General features: G+C 62.2%; 18 protein-coding genes. 11 read left to right on the plus strand and 7 right to left on the minus strand.

Annotated features, from left to right (window positions below; translation table 11 throughout):
* Nucleotides 1-17 precede the first annotated feature (17 nt).
* The 3 genes from H620_RS0122805 (at nucleotide 18) to H620_RS0122815 (ending at nucleotide 2,417) form a co-directional block, all read left to right on the plus strand.
* Nucleotides 18-599: a YceI family protein gene (locus tag H620_RS0122805; protein WP_023378884.1), complete on the plus strand. Its 582-nt coding sequence runs from the start codon at nucleotides 18-20 to the stop codon at nucleotides 597-599.
* 1 nt (nucleotide 600) lies between these two features.
* On the plus strand, nucleotides 601-1,758 hold the full coding sequence (locus H620_RS0122810) for a phospholipase D-like domain-containing protein (RefSeq protein WP_027908096.1): 1,158 nt from the start codon (nucleotides 601-603) through the stop codon (nucleotides 1,756-1,758).
* 80 nt (nucleotides 1,759-1,838) lie between these two features.
* On the plus strand, nucleotides 1,839-2,417 hold the full coding sequence (locus H620_RS0122815; protein WP_027908097.1) for a DJ-1/PfpI family protein: 579 nt from the start codon (nucleotides 1,839-1,841) through the stop codon (nucleotides 2,415-2,417).
* 78 nt (nucleotides 2,418-2,495) lie between these two features.
* On the opposite strand, the gene H620_RS0122820 is transcribed toward H620_RS0122815, so the two are convergent.
* Nucleotides 2,496-2,894, minus strand: a complete 399-nt coding sequence (locus H620_RS0122820; protein WP_023378887.1) for a nuclear transport factor 2 family protein — start codon at nucleotides 2,892-2,894, stop codon at nucleotides 2,496-2,498.
* 115 nt (nucleotides 2,895-3,009) lie between these two features.
* Here H620_RS0122820 and H620_RS0122825 point away from each other — a divergent pair, with 115 nt between their 5' ends.
* The gene (locus H620_RS0122825) at nucleotides 3,010-3,600 is read left to right on the plus strand and encodes a GNAT family N-acetyltransferase (RefSeq protein ID WP_023378888.1); all 591 of its coding nucleotides are present in this window, start codon (nucleotides 3,010-3,012) and stop codon (nucleotides 3,598-3,600) included.
* Nucleotides 3,597-4,469 (plus strand): carbon-nitrogen hydrolase family protein, encoded by an 873-nt coding sequence (locus H620_RS0122830; RefSeq protein WP_023378889.1) that lies wholly within the window; start codon nucleotides 3,597-3,599, stop codon nucleotides 4,467-4,469. The genes H620_RS0122825 and H620_RS0122830 overlap by 4 nt, the downstream gene beginning before the upstream one ends.
* A gap of 72 nt (nucleotides 4,470-4,541) precedes the next feature.
* Here the strand turns inward: H620_RS0122830 and H620_RS0122835 are convergent, their stop codons facing one another.
* Nucleotides 4,542-6,065 carry a fumarate hydratase gene (locus H620_RS0122835; protein ID WP_023378890.1) on the minus strand — a complete coding sequence of 508 codons (1,524 nt, stop codon included), beginning with the start codon at nucleotides 6,063-6,065 and terminating at the stop codon, nucleotides 4,542-4,544.
* Between the two features lie 249 nt (nucleotides 6,066-6,314).
* Here H620_RS0122835 and H620_RS0122840 point away from each other — a divergent pair, with 249 nt between their 5' ends.
* A complete protein-coding gene (locus H620_RS0122840; protein ID WP_023378891.1) occupies nucleotides 6,315-7,235 on the plus strand; it encodes an iron-sulfur-binding ferredoxin reductase in 921 nt (306 codons plus the stop codon).
* Nucleotides 7,236-7,315: 80 nt separating this feature from the next.
* On the opposite strand, the gene pyk is transcribed toward H620_RS0122840, so the two are convergent.
* On the minus strand, nucleotides 7,316-8,770 hold the full coding sequence (pyk, locus tag H620_RS0122845) for a pyruvate kinase (protein WP_023378892.1): 1,455 nt from the start codon (nucleotides 8,768-8,770) through the stop codon (nucleotides 7,316-7,318).
* 180 nt (nucleotides 8,771-8,950) lie between these two features.
* Between pyk and H620_RS0122850 the strand changes: the two genes are divergently transcribed.
* From H620_RS0122850 to sbcB, 3 genes are all read left to right on the plus strand, one after another.
* On the plus strand, nucleotides 8,951-9,337 hold the full coding sequence (locus H620_RS0122850; protein ID WP_023378893.1) for a tol-pal system YbgF family protein: 387 nt from the start codon (nucleotides 8,951-8,953) through the stop codon (nucleotides 9,335-9,337).
* A gap of 124 nt (nucleotides 9,338-9,461) precedes the next feature.
* Entirely contained in the window at nucleotides 9,462-9,821 is a 360-nt protein-coding gene (locus tag H620_RS0122855; RefSeq protein WP_027908098.1) for a PilZ domain-containing protein, read from the plus strand.
* A gap of 46 nt (nucleotides 9,822-9,867) precedes the next feature.
* Nucleotides 9,868-11,304: an exodeoxyribonuclease I gene (gene sbcB, locus H620_RS0122860; RefSeq protein ID WP_027908099.1), complete on the plus strand. Its 1,437-nt coding sequence runs from the start codon at nucleotides 9,868-9,870 to the stop codon at nucleotides 11,302-11,304.
* Between the two features lie 70 nt (nucleotides 11,305-11,374).
* Here sbcB and mvaT read toward each other — a convergent pair whose 3' ends face one another.
* The gene (gene mvaT, locus H620_RS0122865) at nucleotides 11,375-11,752 is read right to left on the minus strand and encodes a histone-like nucleoid-structuring protein MvaT (RefSeq protein WP_023378896.1); all 378 of its coding nucleotides are present in this window, start codon (nucleotides 11,750-11,752) and stop codon (nucleotides 11,375-11,377) included.
* 278 nt (nucleotides 11,753-12,030) lie between these two features.
* On the opposite strand from mvaT, the gene purU reads away from it, so the two are divergent.
* Both purU and H620_RS27530 read left to right on the plus strand, forming a co-directional pair.
* Nucleotides 12,031-12,882: a formyltetrahydrofolate deformylase gene (gene purU / locus H620_RS0122870; protein ID WP_023378897.1), complete on the plus strand. Its 852-nt coding sequence runs from the start codon at nucleotides 12,031-12,033 to the stop codon at nucleotides 12,880-12,882.
* 14 nt (nucleotides 12,883-12,896) lie between these two features.
* Nucleotides 12,897-13,130 carry a hypothetical protein gene (locus tag H620_RS27530; RefSeq protein WP_081669750.1) on the plus strand — a complete coding sequence of 78 codons (234 nt, stop codon included), beginning with the start codon at nucleotides 12,897-12,899 and terminating at the stop codon, nucleotides 13,128-13,130.
* Here H620_RS27530 and gpgF read toward each other — a convergent pair.
* The 3 genes from gpgF to gpgS are packed head-to-tail and all read right to left on the minus strand — an operon-like array spanning nucleotide 13,036 to nucleotide 15,903.
* Entirely contained in the window at nucleotides 13,036-14,028 is a 993-nt protein-coding gene (gpgF, locus tag H620_RS0122875) for a glucosaminyl phosphatidylglycerol flippase (protein ID WP_023378899.1), read from the minus strand. The two genes, H620_RS27530 and gpgF, sit on opposite strands and share 95 nt — an antisense overlap.
* Complete coding sequence (gene gpgD, locus H620_RS0122880; RefSeq protein WP_023378900.1) at nucleotides 14,025-14,789, minus strand: N-acetylglucosaminyl phosphatidylglycerol deacetylase; 765 nt, start codon at nucleotides 14,787-14,789, stop codon at nucleotides 14,025-14,027. The genes gpgF and gpgD overlap by 4 nt, the downstream gene beginning before the upstream one ends.
* Complete coding sequence (gpgS, locus tag H620_RS0122885) at nucleotides 14,782-15,903, minus strand: N-acetylglucosaminyl phosphatidylglycerol synthase (protein ID WP_023378901.1); 1,122 nt, start codon at nucleotides 15,901-15,903, stop codon at nucleotides 14,782-14,784. Before gpgS ends, gpgD begins: the two co-directional genes overlap by 8 nt.
* Nucleotides 15,904-15,988 lie beyond the last annotated feature (85 nt).

Below are 15,988 nucleotides of genomic sequence, written 5' to 3' on the forward strand. Positions count from 1 at the left end.
GTTTCACGAGATCTGTCATGTTCAAGCTGCCCCGTCTTCTACCCGCATTGCTCCTGGCCATGTGCCTGCCCGCCCACGCCAACTGGCACCTCGATGGCGAGTCTTCGCGCCTCTCGTTCGTCACTGGCAAGAACGGCGACACGGCCGAGATCCATCGCTTTCTGGTCTTGCATGGCACAGTCGACCGCAAAGGTGCAGCGGCACTGCGTATCGAGATGGATTCGGTGAGCAGCGGTATTCCGTTGCGTGACGAGCGCATGCGTGAAGACTTGTTCGACGTCGACCAATTCGCCGAAGCGACGGTCAAAGCGCAGATCGACCTGCGGCCCATCAACGACCTGGCCAACGGAGCGCAAATTGAACTGCGCTTGCCGCTCACCGTTACCCTGCACGGTCGCTCCCACAGCTACAACGCCTTGCTGTTGGCCACTCGGCTGGATGAGCGGCGGTTTCAGGTAGTAACGCTCGAACCCCTGATTCTGCGCGCCGAGGACTATGGTCTGCTGCCTGGCCTGCAGCGTCTGCGCAAGTTCGCCAAGCTCAAGTCCATCAACCCTACGGTGCCGGTTAATGCGGTGCTGATCTTCAACGCCCGCTGACATGCCGGGGCCGGTATTCCCTTGGAGGGATGGCAATCAGTTCGAGCTGCTGATCGACGGCCCTGAGTTCTTTCCGCGCATGCTGCAGGCCATTGCGCGGGCCGAGCTCCAAGTCGATCTGGAGTTGTACCTGGTCGAAGCGGGCGCCTGTGCCGAGGCGGTGGTCGAGGCGCTGGAGCAGGCCGCCGGGCGCGGCGTGCGGGTACGCTGCCTGTTCGATGACTACGGCTCGCTCGCCTTTACGTCCGTTTTGCGCCAACGCTTGCTGGACGCCGGGGTGTACCTGCGCTGGTACAACCGCCTGCGCTGGCGTCGGGGGCTGCGAAACCTCTACCGCGATCACCGTAAGTTGCTGTTGGTGGACGAAAGCTGGGCAGCGGTCGGCGGTACGGGCGTCACCGACGAGTTCTGGACACCGGGCCACGAAACCAGCGAATGGCATGAGGTCATGGTGCAGATGAGCGGGGCTGTGGTGTCCGACTGGCAAATGCTTTTCGATCGCCAATGGCAGGCCAACAACCGGCGCACGGCCTGGCGTCCTGCCGAGGGCTTTGGCCTGCCGCGCCTGCCCAAGGTTCCGGTGCAAGGGCAAGGCATGGGCAGGGTGGCATACGCGGACGCCCGTCAGCATCAGGATATCCTGCACTCGCTGGTACGCGCGCTGAACAGCGGGCAGAAGCGCATATGGCTGGCGACGCCATACTTCCTGCCGACCTGGAGTGTGCGCCGGTCGTTGCGACGGGCGGCCGGCAAAGGGGTCGATGTCCGCCTTCTGCTGACCGGACCACGCACGGATCACCCCTCGGTGCGTTATGCCGGTCATCGGTATTACCCCCGTCTGCTGCGCGCCGGTGTACGGATCTATGAATACCAGCCTTGCTTCCTGCACCTGAAAATGGCGTTGGTGGATGACTGGGTCAGCATTGGCTCGTGCAACTTCGACCATTGGAACTTGCGCTTCAATCTCGAAGCCAACGTCGAAGCCCTGGATCCCTCGCTCACGGCCGCTGTGGCGGCAAGCTTCGAGCGTGATTTTGCCCTGAGCGAAGTCGTCGACCTCGACCATTGGAATGCCAGGCCACTCTGGCGGCGGGTAAAGCAGCGGGTGTGGGGTTGGCTCGATCGACTGGTGGTGAACTTCCTCGACCGCCGCGATTGAGACTGGCGGCGCATATCCAGAGGCGCATAACCCGTCTATCGTGCAGTGACTGTTCCCCTACAACGGAAGGAGTGGATGCGATGACGGCGAAGAAGATTCTCATGCTGGTGGGCGACTACGTCGAAGATTACGAAGCGATGGTGCCATTCCAGGCCATGCGCATGGTCGGTCATACCGTGCATGCGGTGTGCCCGGAAAAGGTCGCCGGGCAGACCGTGCGCACGGCGATTCACGATTTCGAGGGCGAGCAGACCTACAGCGAAAAGCCTGGGCACAACTTTGCGCTGAACTACGACTTCGTGCAGGTCCGCGCTGAGCGCTATGACGCGCTGCTGATTCCAGGAGGGCGCGCACCGGAGTATCTGCGCCTGAATGAAAAGGTACTGGCGCTGGTCAAGGCATTCGATGACGCAGGTAAACCCATTGCAGCTGTGTGTCATGGCGCGCAGTTGCTGGCGGCGGCCGGGGTGCTCGAGGGGCGCGAGTGCAGTGCCTATCCAGCGTGCGCACCCGAGGTGCGACTGGCGGGTGGTAAATTCATCGATATTGCAGTGGACCAGGCGCATGTGGAGGGCAACCTGGTGACTGCGCCTGCCTGGCCGGCGCATCCGGCGTGGCTGGCGGCATTTCTGAAGGTACTGGGCACGCGTATCGCCTGACCGGGGCACGATCGCCAGCAAGCCGGCTCCTGCAGAATCGGTGGAGGAGCCGGCTTGCCGGTGATAGCGCGATTCGCTTCAGGCCACCTGCTCAACCCAGTCATTGAGGTTGTAGTAGTTGGTCACTCGGGCGATCTTGCCGCAATGAATATAGAAGAACGCCCCGGCCGGCAGCACATAGGTCTGTCCATTGGCCGGCGGCAAGCCCTCGTCATCGGCCAGATACGCCCCATGCACGGTGAACTCCGCTGCAGCCCGGCTGCCGTCGGCGTTCTGCATTACCACGATATCGGCCAGGCGCTCGCGGTAGCAACGGTTCATCTTGTCCATGAACGCGGCAAAGGCCGCCTTGCCCATCTGCCGCTCGCCCTGGTTGATGTCGTGGATCACATCTTCGCTGAGCAAGGCGAGAAAGGCCGGCATGTCGCCGGCATTGAAGGCGGCGTAGTAGGCGTTGACGAGTTCGGTAGCGGTCATGGCAATGTTCCTGTCGTGTACGGGAAAGGGATCGACGTTGGCCCGATGATAGGGTTTCCCCTCAAGCCCGGCTTAGCCGAGCACGTCATCCACATCGACAAAACGACCGCCAAGCATGGAAATCCGCCTGTTGCACGGCGCCGCCAGCGCGCCTTACATCGATGACCTCGCTCGCCTACGCCTTACAGTGTTCCGCGAGTTTCCCTACCTCTACGACGGCGACATGGAATACGAAGCCGATTACCTCGACACCTACGCGCGTTCCGGACGTAGCCTGGTCGTGCTGGCGCTCGATGACGGCAAGGTGGTCGGTGCCTCGACCGGCCTGCCGTTGGTCGATGTGGCCACGCAGTTCCAGCAGCCGTTCCTGGCCCAGGGGCGCGACCCTGCCAGCGTCTATTATTTTGGCGAGTCCGTGGTGCTTCCGGCTTATCGGGGGCGAGGCCTGGGTGTGCGATTCTTCATTGAACGTGAGTCCTACGCGCACAAACTGGCTGAGTTCGATCACTGTGCATTCTGTGCGGTCGAGCGCCCAGGCGCGCACCCGCGCAGGCCCGCCGACTACAAGCCCCTGCACGGCTTTTGGCGAAACCGCGGGTTCCTGCATGACCCCTCGCTGCGGACCACCTATGCCTGGCGCGACCTGGATGAGCAGGAGGAATCTGCCAAGCTGATGTCGTTCTGGGTCAAGGAACTGCCGATATGATTCGCCTGGCGGCTTGCCAGTACGCCATCGAGTTGCATGAAACCTGGGAAGCCTATGCCGGGCACTTGCAGAGGCTGTGTGCGGCAGCGGTGGCCGAGGGCGCTCAATTGCTGCTGTTGCCGGAATACGCAGGGCTGGTACTGAGCGGGCAGTTACCGACGGAGCAGCGTGGCGACCTGAGAGCGTCCATCGCTGGCATCCAGCCCCTGGTGGAGCGTTGGCTGGCGTTGTCTGAAGGCATCGCTCGGCAATGGGGCGTTTACCTGCAGCCCGGCAGCTTGCCGGTGCTCGACAGTGATGGGCAGTACCGCAACCGCGCCTGGTTGTTCGGCCCGCAGGGGATGATGGGTTATCAGGACAAGCTGATGATGACCCGTTTCGAACGTGAGCAATGGAACATCGCAGCGGGGCAGGGGTTGCAGGTATTCGACACCCCTTGGGGGCGACTGGGCATTCTGATCTGTTATGACAATGAGTTTCCGATATTGGCCAGGCGTTTGGCGGAGCAAGGGGCCGACCTGATTCTGGCACCTAGCTGCACCGATACCGAAGCGGGTTTTCATCGGGTACGCATCGGCGCTCAGGCGCGAGCCCTGGAGAACCAGATCGCCGTTTTGCAAAGCCCTACGGTGGGCCTGGCGCCTTGGTCACCGGCCTTGGACGAAAACATTGGGCGGGCAGGGCTGTTCGTGCCACCCGATTTCGGGATGCCCAGCGATGGTGTGATTGCCCAGAGCGAGCAACTGAATCCGGCGAGCAGCCAGTGGTTGGTGTGCGAGGTGGACCTGGAGACCGTGCGACGGGTGAGGCGAGAAGGGCAGGTGTTTACCCGTAGGGACTGGCCGGAGCAGTTCGAGAGGGTCGGCTAGGCTCGTACGGACCCATTGTCGGCAAGCCGGCACCTACAGGTTTTGTAGGGGCCGGCGCCGGTTACTACAGCCTTACTTCACTTCAACCGCCAGGCTTTCGGCGATTTTGCTCTGCCACAGGGCTGGGCCAGTGATGTGGACCGATTCGCCTTGGCTGTCCACGGCGACGGTCACTGGCATGTCCTTGACCTCGAACTCGTAGATCGCTTCCATGCCCAGCTCGGCGAAGGCCAGAACCTTCGACTTGCGAATCGCCTGGGCCACCAGGTAGGCGGCGCCGCCGACGGCCATCAGGTAGACGGCTTTGTTGTCCTTGATCGCTTCGATGGCAGCAGGGCCGCGCTCGGATTTACCGATCATGCCCAACAGGCCGGTCTGCTCGAGGATCTGGCGGGTGAACTTGTCCATGCGGGTGGCGGTGGTCGGGCCGGCTGGGCCTACCACTTCGTCACCGACCGGGTCGACCGGGCCGACGTAGTAGATGAAGCGGCCTTTGAGGTCGACCGGCAGCTCTTCACCACGGTTGAGCATCTCGACCATGCGCTTGTGCGCAGCGTCGCGGCCGGTCAGCATCTTGCCGTTGAGCAGGATGGTCTCGCCCGGTTTCCAGCTGGCGACTTCTTCCGGCGTGATGTCGTCGAGGTTGACGCGACGGGCGCTCGGGCCGGCTTCCCAGACGATTTCTGGGTAGGCGTCCAGCGATGGCGCTTCCAGCTCGGCCGGGCCGGAGCCATCGAGCACGAAGTGCGCGTGACGGGTGGCGGCGCAGTTCGGGATCATGCACACCGGCAAGGAGGCGGCGTGGGTCGGGTAATCCATGATCTTGACGTCGAGCACGGTGGTCAGGCCGCCCAGGCCCTGGGCGCCGATGCCCAGTTGGTTGACCTTCTCGAACAGCTCCAGGCGGATCTCTTCGAGGCGGTTCTGTGGGCCGCGTGCTTTCAGTTCATGAATGTCGATGGACTCCATCAACACTTCCTTGGCCATGACCGCGGCTTTCTCGGCGGTGCCGCCGATGCCGATGCCGAGCATGCCAGGCGGGCACCAGCCTGCGCCCATGGTCGGGACGGTCTTCAGGACCCAGTCGACGATCGAGTCGGACGGGTTGAGCATGGCCATCTTCGACTTGTTCTCGGAGCCGCCGCCCTTGGCCGCGACATCGACTTCGACCTTGTCGCCAGGGACGATCGAGTAGTGGATGACAGCCGGGGTGTTGTCCTTGGTGTTCTTGCGGGCACCGGCCGGGTCGGCCAGGATCGAGGCGCGCAGGACGTTCTCAGGCAGGTTGTAGGCGCGACGCACACCTTCGTTGATCATGTCGTCGACGCTCATGGTGGCGCCGTCCCAGCGCACGTCCATGCCCACGCGGATGAACACGGTGACGATACCGGTGTCCTGGCAGATCGGGCGGTGGCCGGTGGCGCACATGCGCGAGTTGATCAGGATCTGGGCGATGGAGTCGCGCGCAGCAGGCGACTCTTCACGCAGGTAGGCCTCGTGCATCGCCTGGATGAAATCGACGGGGTGGTAGTACGAGATGAATTGCAGGGCGTCGGCGACGCTCTGAATCAGGTCGTCTTGCTTGATCACGGTCATGCAGCGCGCTCCTCTTAAAGACGGGAACATTCAAAAAGACGCTCGACGGTGCCGACCAGCGTGTCGAAGCGCCTTGCAAGGCGCCGGCTGGTCAGGCCGACGGAAAAAGGCGCGGCAGTATAGCGCGCCTGTGGCGATGAAACACCTGCGACTGGTCTGGACCATGGTCGGCAGCGCTTGGGCATCTTTTTTGCTGCCGTTGCGCCCTTGACTTACAGTGCAAGCGTGACTTTTGGAGAAACACCCACCATGCCCGAACTTTGCGTGGGCGAGCACCGCTGGGCGGTGCCGACCGGCAGTAACTTGCTCGATGCCCTCAACGAGGCAGGGTTCAACGTGCCTTTCAGTTGCCGGGCAGGCGGTTGCCATGCCTGCCTGGTGCATTGCCTGGATGGGCAGCCGGTGGATGCCTTGCCCGAGGCATTGGCGCTGGAAAAGCACGCCCAGGGTTGGCGCCTGGCCTGTCAGTGCCGCGTGGTCGAGGATTTGCGCGTGGCGGTATTCGATCCGCTGCACGATGGCATCGCCGCGCAGGTCTGCGCGGTGGACTGGTTTGGCGAAGTGCTGCGTCTTCGTCTGCGGCCGGAGCGGACGTTGCGTTACCAGGCCGGGCAGCATGTGGTGCTGTGGAACGGCTCGCTGGCGCGGCCTTACTCCGTGGCAAGCCTGCCCGGCGAAGATGACTTTCTTGAGTTTCATATCGACTGCCAACGGCCAGGCGCCTTTTGCGACAAGGCGCGCGTGCTGCAGGTCGGTGACGTGCTGCGCGTGGGGGAGATTCGAGGCGGAGCGTTGCATTACGACCCAGATTGGCAAGCGCGACCGCTCTGGTTGCTGGCAGCGGGTACTGGGCTGGCGCCATTGTGGGGCATTTTGCGCGAGGCGTTACGGCAGGGGCACCAAGGGGAAATCAGGGTGGTGCATGTCACGCGCGATGACCTTGGGCACTACTTGGCGGGTCCGTTGCGGGAAATGGAGGGTGTTCAGGCCGAGCTGGTGCTGGCGGAGCATATGGAGGAGGCGCTGGCAGGGTTGCGGCCGTCATCGCGGCAGACCGTCGCGCTGGTGTGCGGGGCGCCGGGGAGCGTCGAGCGGTTCGCGCGGCGGTTGTTCATAGCCGGCGTGCCGAGGAATCAGGTGTTTGCCGACGTGTTCGTCGAGCATGCATGAGGCAGTTGCGACTGATCGCCAGTCAAGCCGGCTCCTGCAATCCTGTAGGAGCCGGCCTGCCGGCGATTGGGCCGGGGCTATCAGCCGACCAGCGGATCACCAACGTGCAGGATCTTCATGCCGTTGGTGCCACCGATGGTGTGGTAGCTGTCGCCCTTGGTCAGGATCACCCAGTCACCTTGCTCTACCAGGCCGCGCTTGAGCAGCTCGTCGACGGCCGCCTGGCTGACCTTGTCGGCTGGCAATGCCGCCGGGTCGAAGGCGATCGGGTAGACGCCGCGGAACATCGAGGCGCGAGCCTGGGTAGCGCGGTGTGGCGACAGGGCGAAGATCGGCACGTGCGAACGCAGACGCGACATGATCAGCGGGGTGTAGCCACTTTCGGTCAGCGCGATGATCGCCTTGACGCCTGGGAAGTGGTTGGCGGTGTACATGGCCGCCAGGGCGATGCTCTCGTCGCAGCGCTCGAACGTGGTGTGCAGGCGGTGGCTGGACTTCTGGCTGGTCGGGTGCTTCTCGGCGCCCAGGCAGATGCGGGCCATGGCCTGAACCGCTTCGATCGGGTAGGCACCGGCGGCGCTTTCGGCCGACAGCATCACCGCGTCGGTGTTGTCCAGCACGGCGTTGGCCACGTCCGACACTTCGGCACGGGTCGGCATCGGGTTCTGGATCATCGACTCCATCATCTGGGTCGCCACGATCACCGCCTTGTTGTTGCGGCGGGCGTGCTGGATGATCTTCTTCTGGATGGCGATCAGCTCGGCGTCGCCGATTTCCACGCCCAGGTCGCCACGGGCAACCATCACCGCGTCGGAAGCGGCGATCAGGCCGTCGAGGGTTTCATCGTCGGCCACTGCCTCGGCGCGCTCGATCTTGGCCACCAGCCAGGCGCTGCCACCCGCTTCGTCCCGTAGCTTGCGGGCGTATTCCATATCTTTGGCGTCGCGTGGGAAGGACACGGCCAGGTAGTCCAGGTCCATTTCCGCGGCCAGCTTGATGTCTGCCTTGTCTTTTTCGGTCAGGGCTGGAGCGGTAAGGCCGCCACCTTTGCGATTGATGCCTTTGTGGTCCGACAGCGGGCCACCGACGATCACCACGCAGTGCAGGGCGTCGGCAGTGGCGGTTTCGACCCGCATCACCACGCGACCGTCGTCGAGCAGCAGTTCGTCACCGACGCCGCAGTCCTTGACCAGATCGGGGTAATCGATACCGACGATGTCCTGGTTGCCTTCGGTCAGCGGGTGGGCGGTGGAGAAAGTGAATTTGTCACCGACTTTCAGTTCGATGCGCTTGTTGCTGAATTTGGCGATGCGGATCTTCGGACCCTGCAGGTCGCCCAGCAGTGCGACATGGCGGCCGTTCTTGGCGGCGATGTCACGGATCAGGCGGGCGCGCGCCTTGTGCTCGTCCGGGGTGCCGTGGGAGAAGTTCAGGCGTGCCACGTCCAGGCCGGCGAGGATCAGCTGTTCGATCACTTCCGGCGAATTGCTGGCGGGGCCAAGGGTGGCGACGATTTTGGTACGGCGGATGGTCATGCACAGACTCCTATAGTGAAGCGCAGCGAAAGGCTACTCCTGAATCTCGCTGTAGTCATTGTTCCGTTGCACTACCTGCAACCAAGGCAGGGTGGCATTTGAACGGGCGGGGTATCCTTGCAAAAGGGTGTGAAGATTTGCGTGCAAAGGCCGATAATCTGGCATCAAAGGAGATTCCCCATGCGAGCCCTGATCGTTTTAGCCCTGGCGGCCAGCACCGTCGGTTGCACCCGCTGGTCCATGGACCATCATTTGAACAATGCCTACCGTGCCTATGACCGTGGCGATTGCCAGCGGGTCATGCTCGAACTGTCGCAGGTTGACCGAACCAGCCGTGCCCGGCCGTTCATCCATCCCGAAGTGTCCCTGCTGCGCGGCCAGTGCCTGGAGCGCCAGAAGCTGTTCGTCGATGCGGCGCAGACCTACGAGTACCTGATCCAGCAGTATCCAGGCAACGAGTACGCCTATCGCGCTAAGGCACGCCTGCAAACGCTGGAGAAGACCGGTCATTATCGGGTGGGAGACACGGCAGTGGCGAACCCGGTCAACACCACTCCTTGGCGTTAACACCAACGTGTCAACTAATTCACGGGATTTGCCGCGAGTGTTGAGCTAACCTGTTAATTGGATGTAACAACCACTGGCCAGTCTCTTGCATTCCTGGCATCGGGTATGGACTGCAATAGCGATCATGTACAACCAACGCCATATCGAACGCCATCAGCTGCCTTGTGTGCTCAAGGTCTACAACCGCTTCACCGAGCAGCAGATCGGCTTTCTGGGTAATGCCTCGGAAGATGGCTTGATGTTGATCAGCCAGCTGCCGGTGCTGGTCGGCCCGGATTTCGAGTTGCAGCTGCGCCTGCCACTGGCCGGTGGCGGCTTGCAGTTCATCAACGTGACAGCCAGTTGCCTGTGGTGCCGTGAGGACCAGACCCCCGGCCACTACGATTCTGGTTTCATGCTCTTGCAAGCCCCCCGCGAGTACGACGATTTCGTCCGTTCATTGCGAGACTATTTCAGTTTTAACCCTGCCAACGCTTCCGCCTGAAGCTCGGTCCGCTAGAATCGGGACGACCTCGATACAGGACGACCCCGTGAGCTCCAGCATTTTCTGGCACGACTACGAAACCACCGGCATCAACCCACGCTGCGACCGACCGCTGCAGGTTGCCGGTGTGCGCACCGACCTCGATCTGAATGAGATCGAAGCGCCTATCAACCTCTATTGCCGCCCCTCCGACGACATCCTGCCGCACCCGGCCGCGTGCCTGGTAACCGGTATCACGCCCGAACAGTTGGCGACCCAGGGCCTATGCGAAGCTGAATTCATGACCCGGGTTCACGAGCAGCTTGCGCGCCCGGGAACCTGTGGCGCGGGCTACAACACCTTGCGTTTCGATGACGAGGTCACGCGTTACAGCCTGTATCGCAACTTCTTCGACCCCTATGCCCGTGAGTGGCAGGGCGGTAACAGTCGTTGGGACCTGATCGACGTCGTGCGCACGGCTTACGCGCTACGCCCTGAGGGCATCGTCTGGCCCCAGCAGGAGGGCCGTACCAGCTTGCGCCTGGAGTTGCTCAGCCAGGCCAATGGCATTGTCCATGGGCATGCCCATGAAGCACTTTCCGACGTGCGGGCGACCATTGGGTTGGCCCGTCTGATTCGCCAGAAACAACCTAAGTTGTATGACTGGTTGTTCAACCTTCGCAGTAAGCACAAAGTGCTGGAACAGATTCGCTTGTTGCAGCCGCTGGTGCACATATCAGGACGTTTCTCGGCCGCGCGTCATTATCTGGGCGTGGTGTTGCCACTGGCCTGGCACCCGCGCAATCGCAATGCACTGATTGTGTGCGACCTGCATCAGGAAACCCTACCGTTATTAAGGGAAAGTGCCGAAGTCCTGCGAGCGCGCTTGTACACTCGGCATGAACATTTATCTGAGGGGCAACTACCGGTACCGCTGAAGTTGGTGCAAATCAACCGCTGCCCGGTAGTGGCTCCGCTATCGGTATTGCGCCCTGCAGATCAACAACGCCTTGGGCTGGACATGGCATTGTTGCAATCGCGCGGTGAGGCCTTGGCCACGCAACAGTCGGTTTGGCAAGACAAGCTTGAACACATCTATGGCACGGAAGATTTCACCCCCAGCGAAGACCCTGAACAGCAGTTGTATGACGGTTTCCTGGGAGAGCGTGACCGTCGTCTATGTGAACAAGTGCGTACCCTGGAACCAGCGCAATTAGGGCATGGCCACTGGATGTTCGATGACCCACGAATGCCTGAGTTGCTGTTCCGGTATCGTGCGCGAAACTTCCCCGAGACCTTGAACCCCCAGGAGCGTCAGCGCTGGTTCGCGTTCTGCCAGCAGCGTTTGAGCGACCCTTTGCACGGCGCCCCGAACACGCTGGCGGGCTTCGAGCAGGCCCGGCAGGGGGCTTGGGCCGATGCCGATGAAGCGGGGCGCATGGTGCTGGACGCCTGGCAGGCCCATGCCGGGCAATTACAGGCACGGTTCGAATTGCACCCGTGAATGAGCCAACAAAAACGCCGGCATTAAGCCGGCGTTCGTGTTTGCAAAAGCGAGGAAACAGTGCGGACTATCAGTCCAGCAGAGTCGCCCAGCCTTCAACCACATCACCACCCCACTTGGCTTTCCATTCTTTCAGGGTCTTGTGGTTACCGCCTTTGGTTTCGATCACTTCACCGTTGTGCGGGTTTTTGTATTGCTTGACTTTGCGTGCACGCTTGGTGGTAGTGGTTTTAGCCACGGCGCGCGGGCCTTTGCTCAGTTTCGACTCTGGGTCGAGCAGGGCGATCACGTCGCGCAGCGACTTGGAGTATTCACCCATCAGTGCGCGCAGTTTGCCTTCGAACTCCAGTTCTTGTTTCAGCTTGTCATCCTGCGACAGGTTGGCCAGGCGGGCCTGAAGTTCCTTGATGGCTTCTTCGGTAGCGCGGTACTCGTTGATCAGGGACATGGAGTGTTCCTTAGTGCGTGTTCAGAAATGTGTGTGCCAATAATAGACAGGCGATACTCTCAAGTAAACATATAAATAAGCAATAAACTGTTAATTAGGTTGCGACAACATATTTCTTCGGTTAAGAAAAATTCACAAAACTCTCGATCCCGAGGTGGTAGTGCCAGGGACAGTGGCATAAGGCTGGCGCTGGCGGTGCGGGCGCACACGATCAATACTGCGTTTTTGCTGGTGTGCCGCTAGAATGAGCGCCTTTGCGAAGTTTTGGAGTCTTATTCATGCGCACCTATCGTCTGGTGATCGCCTGCCCCGACCGTGTAGGCATCGTGGCGAAAGTCAGTAATTTCCTGGCCTTGTACAACGGCTGGATCAACGAGGCCAGCCACCACTCCGACGAGCAAAGTGGCTGGTTCTTCATGCGCCATGAAATCCGTGCCGAGTCGCTGCCGTTCGGTATCGAAGCCTTCCGCGAGGCGTTCGCGCCCATCGCCGAAGAGTTCTCCATGACCTGGCGCATCACCGACTCTGCGCAGAAGAAGCGCGTGGTGTTGATGGCCAGCCGCGAATCCCATTGCCTGGCCGATCTGCTGCACCGCTGGCACACCGACGAGCTGGACTGTGAGATTCCTTGCGTGATTTCCAACCACAACGACCTGCGCAGCATGGTCGAGTGGCACGGGATCCCGTTCTTCCATGTGCCGGTGGACCCCAAGGACAAGGCCCCGGCCTTTGCCGAAGTGTCGCGCCTGGTTCAGGAGCATGCGGCCGACGTGGTGGTGCTGGCCCGCTACATGCAGATCCTGCCGCCGCAACTGTGCCAGGACTATGCTGAAAAAGTGATCAACATCCACCACAGCTTCCTGCCCTCGTTCGTTGGCGCCAAGCCTTACCACCAGGCTGCGCTGCGTGGCGTGAAGCTGATCGGCGCAACTTGCCATTACGTGACCGAAGAGCTCGATGCCGGCCCGATCATCGAACAGGACGTGGTCCGCGTGAGCCACGCCGACAGCATCGAAGATATGGTTCGCTTCGGCCGTGACGTCGAGAAGATGGTGTTGGCCCGTGGTCTGCGCTATCACTTGGAAGACCGTGTACTGGTCCACGGCAACAAAACGGTGGTCTTCGACTGATAGCGAGGTGGCCTGTGGCAGATCCGCGTGACAAGGCGGGTGCCTCGGCACCTGCGACCCTCGGCGAGGGCTGCCTGGCCCGCTTCGATCCCGAAGCGCTGAGCGACGACGACGGCACCGAGTTTTCCGGTGCCGCCGAACTCTGGCAGCAGCTCAATGCGCCTGACCCCGCCAGCGCGCCAGCAACGGACGCGCCAGCAGGCACACGAACACCGGCCCTCCGGCAAGCAGATAGAAGTAGTAAGTGACTGCCCGCCAGATCAGCACTGCCGCCGCTGCGGTCGAGCTGCCGACCAAGGGGGTCAGCAAGCTCGCCGACGTCAGTTCTGCGGCGCCTGCACCACCTGGCAGCAAGCTGAACTGACCGGCGCTCAGCGAAAGCATCTGCACCAGAAAGCTCGGTATCCACGAAAGCTCCACACCCAATCCCCGCAGTACCAGGAACAACACGCTGTAGCGTAGGCTCCAGTGCGCGCAGGTGAGGGTGAATACCAGCGCCAGCGTGCGTTTGGGCAGGCGCCAGGTTTGCGCCAGGGCATGGATGAAGTGCAGCAGCTTGCGAGCCCAGCGTTGTCGACGTTGCCGGGCAACGCCAAGGCGCCTTAGCAGCCGCCCGATGAACCGCATCACCCGGCGTCGGTAGCGTAGTAAACCAACCACCAGCGCCAGCGCCACGCACAGCAGCGACGCGCTGCCCAGCAGCATGCTTTCCTGGCTTTGCCCGAGGCTGTGAAACGCGGCATAGCCGGCGATAGCCAGCAGGGCACAGAAGAAAAACACCAAGTCGTTCAGTTGGTCCATGGCAAACACCGCCCCGCTGCGCGCTGGGCCGATGCGATCATGGGCCAGCAGCGCCATCAAGGTCAGCGGTCCGCCGCTACCCCCCGGGGTGGTGCAGATCGCGAACTCGGTGGCCATCACCACGCCCAGGCTACGTACCCGGCTAATCTTCTGCGCCTGCTGGCCGAGCAGCAGGCGCAGGCGAACGGCGTTGATGACCCAGCACAGCATGATCATCCCCAGCAGCGACATCATCAGTGTCGGTGCGAAGGCGCGTAGCCTGGGTAGCAGTTCGCTGCCGCCCAGCAGCGTCGGCACCAACACCGCCAAGAGCAAGGCCAGGACCAGCCAGCCCAGGCGGTTCATGCGATCACCTGGCGCTCCAGCCAGCTTGACTTGGTCAAGGGCTCGCGGCCTTCTGCCAGTAGGGTCTGGAGGGTGCGCAACCAGTACTGTCGTGAGTCGCGATGACGCATGTCCACCGGGTGCAGCCCCAGGCGCAGTGTCTCTGCCTCGCGCCAACGTCGGCATTGCCAGTCACAGAGCAGCCGAGACAGTCCCCGACGCCAGGCACTGCGGGCGCTCCATACCAAACCAGGGGCTGGGATGGCGGTGAACTCGGGCAGGCGGTACAGGTGCTGGGCTGTGCTGGTGTAGCGCAAGGGCAGATGGCGCAGCGCCTGTCGGGTGCCTTCGCTCATCAACCAGGCCGGTGCGACGAAGCCTGCTACCGGCCAGCCTTGCCGCTCGAATAGCGCCAGGCCGCTTTCCAGGCGTTGCAGGGCTTGCTGGCGGTCCAGCCGGTAGAATTCGCCTTCATGGGTCAAGACACGGCGCATGAAGTATTCGCCAGGGCTGCGTGGTGGCGGCTCGTCATCGGCATGGTAGAAGCCATGCAAGGCAAGTTCGTCTCCCCGCGCCAAACGGTGTTCGAGCATGCGGCAGAAGGTGGGCGAGCGTGACAGCAGGTTGCGGTGATGGAAGTCCGGCACCACCAACCAGGTCATCGGCACATTGCCCAGTTGGTCGACGGCCTCGACGAACGGCTGGTAGTCGGGCCAGGTTTCGGGCGCGATGTCGTGCAGCACCAGCATCAGGCTGCGCGGCTTGCCGCTGTTTTCAACCATGGGCACGTACCTGCGGTGTGTGGCCGAGCACGGCCTGATAGTGCCCCAGCAAGCCGCTTACCACGCTGTCCCACGAGTAGTGTTGCTCTGCCTGGCAACGGGCTTGGACGCCTAGGTCGTGAATGCCTTCTTCGAACACCTCACGCACGGCGGTGGCCATGGCCTGGCCATCGTTGGGGCGGCACAGGCGCCCGCACCGGTCGTTGATGATCTCGCTGAACGCCCCGGCCCGCACCGCGACCACCGGGGTTGCGCTGGCCATCGCTTCGAGGATGACCAGGCCGAAGGTTTCCTGGTCGCCTGCGTGAACCAGCAGGTCGGCACTGGCCATCAGCCTGGCGACCTCATCGGGTGGGCAGAATCGATCGATCACGGTGACGTTGGCTGGCACATTGGCTGGCATGTTCGAGCCAACCAGCAACAGGTGATACGGTCGGCCCAGGCGCTCTATGCAGTCAAGCAGAACGGGCAGGTTCTTTTCCCGCGAACCGCGACCTGCGTAGATCAGCAGGCGGCTGGTGTCGGGAATCCCCAGTCTGGCTTTCAGATGCGGATCGCGGTGCCCAGGGTGGAAGGTCGACAGGTCGACGCCCAGAGGCTGCACATGAACTTGTTTAACCCCCAGGCGGCGCAGTTTGTCGGCCATGACTTGGCTGGGAGCCAGCACCCGGTCGAAGTTGCCATACAGCTTGCTGACATAGGCTTCGACATTGGGGGTGAACCAGTTGCCCATCCGATTGCTGACCAGCAAGGGGAGATCGGAATGATAGAAACCGATCACCGGCACGTTGAGCTTGCGCCGCGCTTCCAGGGCTGCCCAGGCGGTCAGGTAGGGGTCGCCCACCTCGATCAGGTCGGGCTTGAGGCGGCGAAGCACGTTGCACCAAGGGGCCAGGCGCACCGGGAAGCGGTAGCCGTTGCCAAACGGCAGGGGAGGAGCGGGCACCTGATAGATGCCGTTGTCGTGGCTGGCGCTGGCGCCGGGGATCAAGAGACTGTGGCGCACGCCTGCAATGGCGTCGAGTCGATGGTGTTTGGCATCAAGATAGGTACGTACGCCGCCGCTGGCCGGGGCGTAGAACATGGTGATGTCAGCAATGTGCACGATCAGCATCCCTCCGGGATCGTCTTCGGGTCTGTCATCCGGCTGCAACGGGCCGGCGATGACGCGCCTAAAGGTTGACCTTCCTGAAGAATAG

The organism is Pseudomonas taiwanensis DSM 21245, from assembly GCF_000425785.1.
Lineage (GTDB): Bacteria > Pseudomonadota > Gammaproteobacteria > Pseudomonadales > Pseudomonadaceae > Aquipseudomonas > Aquipseudomonas taiwanensis.

Bases quoted from the DNA above. Each gene is read 5' to 3' on its own strand.
- H620_RS0122805 (WP_023378884.1), top strand. From the start codon at position 18: ATGTTCAAGCTGCCCCGTCTTCTACCCGCATTGCTCCTGGCCATGTGC.
- H620_RS0122810 (WP_027908096.1), top strand. From the start codon at position 601: ATGCCGGGGCCGGTATTCCCTTGGAGGGATGGCAATCAGTTCGAGCTG.
- H620_RS0122815 (WP_027908097.1), top strand. From the start codon at position 1,839: ATGACGGCGAAGAAGATTCTCATGCTGGTGGGCGACTACGTCGAAGAT.
- H620_RS0122820 (WP_023378887.1), bottom strand. From the start codon at position 2,894: ATGACCGCTACCGAACTCGTCAACGCCTACTACGCCGCCTTCAATGCC.
- H620_RS0122825 (WP_023378888.1), top strand. From the start codon at position 3,010: ATGGAAATCCGCCTGTTGCACGGCGCCGCCAGCGCGCCTTACATCGAT.
- H620_RS0122830 (WP_023378889.1), top strand. From the start codon at position 3,597: ATGATTCGCCTGGCGGCTTGCCAGTACGCCATCGAGTTGCATGAAACC.
- H620_RS0122835 (WP_023378890.1), bottom strand. From the start codon at position 6,065: ATGACCGTGATCAAGCAAGACGACCTGATTCAGAGCGTCGCCGACGCC.
- H620_RS0122840 (WP_023378891.1), top strand. From the start codon at position 6,315: ATGCCCGAACTTTGCGTGGGCGAGCACCGCTGGGCGGTGCCGACCGGC.
- pyk (WP_023378892.1), bottom strand. From the start codon at position 8,770: ATGACCATCCGCCGTACCAAAATCGTCGCCACCCTTGGCCCCGCCAGC.
- H620_RS0122850 (WP_023378893.1), top strand. From the start codon at position 8,951: ATGCGAGCCCTGATCGTTTTAGCCCTGGCGGCCAGCACCGTCGGTTGC.
- H620_RS0122855 (WP_027908098.1), top strand. From the start codon at position 9,462: ATGTACAACCAACGCCATATCGAACGCCATCAGCTGCCTTGTGTGCTC.
- mvaT (WP_023378896.1), bottom strand. From the start codon at position 11,752: ATGTCCCTGATCAACGAGTACCGCGCTACCGAAGAAGCCATCAAGGAA.
- purU (WP_023378897.1), top strand. From the start codon at position 12,031: ATGCGCACCTATCGTCTGGTGATCGCCTGCCCCGACCGTGTAGGCATC.
- gpgF (WP_023378899.1), bottom strand. From the start codon at position 14,028: ATGAACCGCCTGGGCTGGCTGGTCCTGGCCTTGCTCTTGGCGGTGTTG.
- gpgD (WP_023378900.1), bottom strand. From the start codon at position 14,789: ATGGTTGAAAACAGCGGCAAGCCGCGCAGCCTGATGCTGGTGCTGCAC.
- gpgS (WP_023378901.1), bottom strand. From the start codon at position 15,903: ATGCTGATCGTGCACATTGCTGACATCACCATGTTCTACGCCCCGGCC.